Genomic DNA, 4086 nt, shown 5'->3' on the forward strand with positions numbered 1-4086 from the left:
AAATTTGACGACGAATTTATACAGATACGGCGGTAAATTTTAAGACTCGAAACAGCCAAATTTATAGATATTTTAGTCCCTTACGCCCACTTTGCCAAATCCCGCAAATCTATTTGACGCAAGGCACGACGTGCTTTTGTTTTTGCATGACACGACGTAGGAATTTAGCTCTTTTTTTCCTTTTTTGCGGGTATTTTTATCGTTTAGATTCATAAAATCCACCATATTTTTACCCTTGGTATGATGCGTAAAAGCTACGGTGCCGTCTTTTTCGACGCTGCTTACGATGCCTACGTGAGTGACGATTTTGGCTTTTTTGTTATTTTTCGTGCCTCTAGTCGTGTTGTTGAAAAATATCAAATCCCCGACCTGCGGATCATCAAACGCGATCAAATTTTTACTCTCGTAAAGCTTAAACATCGCTTCGCTTTTTAGGCCGCGCTTGGTGTAAAATTTATCGAGTTCCTTTTCGTCAAAAAAGTCTCGGTTAAATTTTTTATTTATAAGCGTCACAAAGCCCGAGCAGTCGCCGCCGTCTCTTTTGCCTACATACTTTTGTATAAGGTCAAGCAGGGCTTTTTCTTTCACGTCAAATCGGTTGCTGACTTTACTTTGCGTCGTCTCGACTGCCGAGTTTTGGATTTTACTCTTTTCTGGCGGAGTCGTAACTTGAATTTGACTTTTCTCTATCGGCATCGCAGCCTGGATTTGACCTTGTTTTACCAGCGTCGCGGCTGAGGCTTCATTTTTCGGAGCGCTTGGCGAAACGTTAGCGCAACCCGAAATAAAAGTCGCCAAAAAAAGCGCGCAAATTTGATTCGTTTTTATCTTGGATTTTATAAACATCGGCTACGCGATTACCCCGCTTTCTTTTAGAAATTTGATATTTGCAGCCGTTTGGGCTTCGCCTTTTTCAAGAGCCGCTTTTTCCTCCGCGCTTGGTTGCTTGATCTCGCGCACGCCGCCCTTGCCTAGCTTAACGAGCCTACCGCCCGCGCACTCGCCCTCTATCACGCAGCAGCTTAGCCACTGCTCGCTATCCGTTTTGATCGCCTCGCACATCTTGGCCGCAGCCGCGCCCGGAGCATAGTATGCCGACGTGCCAAGCAGCTTAACTATCTTTGCGCCGCCCGTTTTGGCCTCCTGCGCTACCGCGTCAAATTCGCCGCCCAGATCCACGCTCACGTTGCTTTGTAGCGCCACCATATCGTCGTTATGAGATCCTATGATGTGCGCGCTAAATGCGCTGTTTTTTAGTCCTGTTTTTTGAGAGATCTCGTATTTTAGACGCGCGGAGTCTAGTTCGCCCGCCATCCCCAGCACCCTGCTTTTATCAAAACCGCTCGTTTTATAGACTAGATACGTGAGCGCGTCAAGCGGGTTGGTTACGTTTATGATGACGCAGTTTGGGGCAAATTTGGCGATTTTCTCCACCGTGCCTTTTACGATGCCGGCGTTTTTTAGCAGCAGATCTTCTCTAGTCTGCCCCTCTTTTCTAGGGCTTCCGGCGGTCACGACCACGATGTCGCTATCTTTAATCAACGAAAAATCATCCCCGCCGACAACGCTAACGTCCAGACCGAAAACCGCCGCGCTCTGAGATAGATCGATCGCCTTTGCGCGCGCCACGTCGCCAAATATATCCACCATCGCGATCTCGTCTGCGATGCCTCTTAGCAAAATAGCGCTAGCCGCGCTCGCGCCTACGTTTCCGGCTCCGATAACTGAAATTTTCATTTTTTTCCTTTTTTATAAAATTTGGTTTTCTAAAATTTGATTAAACGTTGCGCTCGGCCTCATCGCCGCGCTCGCCTTTTTGCCGTCTGGCTTATAGTATCCGCCGATATCGACCTTTCGTCCTTGCGCCGCGTTTATTTGGGCCACTATCGCGCTCTCGTTTTGCGCGAGATTTTGGGCGACGAGTTTAAATTTATCGCCCAGCTGCGTACCGCTAGCGGCAAGCTCGCTCGCCCAGTAAAGCGCGATATAAAAATGGCTCGCGCGCGTATCTAGCTGCCCGACCTCAAACCGCGGAACTTTGTTTTCTTTTAGATAGCGCTCTACGGCCGCATTTAGCGTATCGGCTAAAATTTGCGCCTCGGGACTTTGCTTAAATCCCGCTAACTGCTCGAGACTAGCGCCCAGAGCCAAAAACTCTCCCAGGCTATCCCAGCTTAGGTGATTTTGCTCCAGCAGCTGTTCGGCGAGCCTCGGCGCGCTACCTCCCGCTCCCGTCTCAAAGATACTTCCGCCCTCTAGCAGAGGCACGATAGAGAGCATCTTAGCGCTGGTTTCAAGCTCCAAGATCGGAAAAAGATCGGTCAGATAGTCGCGCAAGACATTCCCCGTGACGCTGATGCAGTCTTTGCCGCTTCTCATGATCTCAAGCGACTTTTTGCAAGCCGCCGCGGGAGACATGATCTCTATATCAAGCCCGCTAGTATCGGCGCTTGCTAGCTGCGCTCTTACTTTTTTTAGGATTTCTCGGTCGTGAGCCCTGTTTTCGTCCAGCCAAAATATCGCCTTTTGTCCCGTGATTTTCGCGCGTTTTAGCGCCAGCTCGACCCAGTTTCGCACGGCGACGTCTTTAACCTGCGTCATCCTAAATATATCGCCTTTTTCTAGCTCAAATTTAAATAAAATTTCGCCTTTTGCATTTACCACGCGAGCCTCGCCCGCTTCGCTCATCACGAAGGTCTTGTCGTGGCTACCGTACTCCTCGGCCTTTTTAGCCATTAGCCCGACGTTTGAGACGCTGCCGATTTTAGCGGGATCTAGCGCACCGTTTATCTTGATATCCGCGATCGCAGCCTCATAAACCACGGCGTAGGTTTTATCTGGTATCACGGCTTTGGTTTCCCTGGCTATACCCTCTTTATCCCACATTTTGCCGCCGTTTTTTATCATCGCCGGCATCGAGGCGTCGATGATAACGTCGCTAGGAACGTGTAAATTTGTAACGCCTGCAGCCGAGTTTACCATCGCTAAATTTGGCCTTGCGGCATAAATTTCATCAAATTTGGCTTTTATTTTTTCTTGCGTTGTTTGAGGCAAATTTAAAATCCGCGCAAAAAGGTCTTTTAACCCGTTGTTTTCGCTGACGTTTACGCTTTTTAGCTCGTCCGCAAACTCCTCAAAAACTTCCGCGAAAAAAATCTTTACGAAATGTCCGAAAATAACAGGATCGCTCACCTTCATCATCGAGGCTTTTAGATGCACGCTAAAGAGCAAATTTTTTGCTTTCGCGTCTGCGATTTGCTCTTTTATAAAGGCGTCTAGCTTACTTGCGCTCATAAAGCTAGCGTCGATTATGTCGCCTTTTTCTACCGATAAATTTTCTTTTAGCACGCGTTTTTCGCCGCTTTTTGAGATAAACTCGACGCGTAAATTTTCATCCGTTTCAAAGCTAATCGAACGCTCGGAGGAGTAAAAATCTCCGCCCTTCATATAGGCGACTTCGGTTTTGCTATCTTTTTCAAAAGGGGTGATTTTATATGGATTTTCGCGGGCGTAGCGTTTTACCGCACCGACGCATCTGCGGTCCGAGTTGCCCTCGCGCAGCACCGGATTTACCGCGCTTCCTAGCACTTTGGCGTATCTGGCGGCCGCGTCTTTTTCCTCCGGCGTTTTTGGCTCGGACGGGCATGGCGGCAGATCGTAGCCTTTGGCGCGAAGCTCGGTGATAGCGGCGTTTAGCTGAGGCAAGCTTGCCGAGATATTTGGCAGCTTGATGATATTCGCGCGCTTTTCTTGCGTCAAATTTCGCAGCATCTCCAGATCGTCGCTTACGCGCAGATCAGGTGGCAGCTTGTCGTTAAAAGCAGCGATAATACGCGCAGCCAGCCCTATGTCGGCCTGCTCTATCTCTATGCCGCCCGCGCGCAAAAACGCCTGCAGGATCGGAAACAGCGAGTAGCTAACAAGTAGCGGTGATTCGTCGGTTCTAGTATAGACGATGTCGCTCATCTTTCCTCCTAAATAAATTTCGCAAAATCTTATCCAAATTTATATTAAAACGCCTTTTGGCGGGCTATTTTTGGGAGTTTATCGCGCCTACATGCTCATCGTATGTTACGCTAAATTTAT

General features: G+C 48.5%; 3 protein-coding genes. All 3 read right to left on the minus strand.

Features of this window, described 5'->3' with window-relative positions; translation table 11 throughout:
• Nucleotides 1-72: 72 nt before the first annotated feature.
• From Q0338_RS10365 to Q0338_RS10375, 3 genes are read right to left on the minus strand one after another with little or no spacing between them, the layout of a single operon-like run.
• Nucleotides 73-846 (minus strand): CHAP domain-containing protein, encoded by a 774-nt coding sequence (locus tag Q0338_RS10365; protein ID WP_298086654.1) that lies wholly within the window; start codon nucleotides 844-846, stop codon nucleotides 73-75.
• Between the two features lie 3 nt (nucleotides 847-849).
• Complete coding sequence (locus tag Q0338_RS10370) at nucleotides 850-1737, minus strand: malate dehydrogenase (protein ID WP_298086655.1); 888 nt, start codon at nucleotides 1735-1737, stop codon at nucleotides 850-852.
• Nucleotides 1738-1749: 12 nt separating this feature from the next.
• Nucleotides 1750-3966 (minus strand): NADP-dependent isocitrate dehydrogenase, encoded by a 2217-nt coding sequence (locus Q0338_RS10375; RefSeq protein WP_298086656.1) that lies wholly within the window; start codon nucleotides 3964-3966, stop codon nucleotides 1750-1752.
• Nucleotides 3967-4086 lie beyond the last annotated feature (120 nt).

It is taken from the genome of uncultured Campylobacter sp. (assembly GCF_938018145.1).
GTDB lineage: Bacteria > Campylobacterota > Campylobacteria > Campylobacterales > Campylobacteraceae > Campylobacter_A.

Bases quoted from the DNA above. Each gene is read 5' to 3' on its own strand.
- Q0338_RS10365 (WP_298086654.1), bottom strand. From the start codon at position 846: ATGTTTATAAAATCCAAGATAAAAACGAATCAAATTTGCGCGCTTTTT.
- Q0338_RS10370 (WP_298086655.1), bottom strand. From the start codon at position 1,737: ATGAAAATTTCAGTTATCGGAGCCGGAAACGTAGGCGCGAGCGCGGCT.
- Q0338_RS10375 (WP_298086656.1), bottom strand. From the start codon at position 3,966: ATGAGCGACATCGTCTATACTAGAACCGACGAATCACCGCTACTTGTT.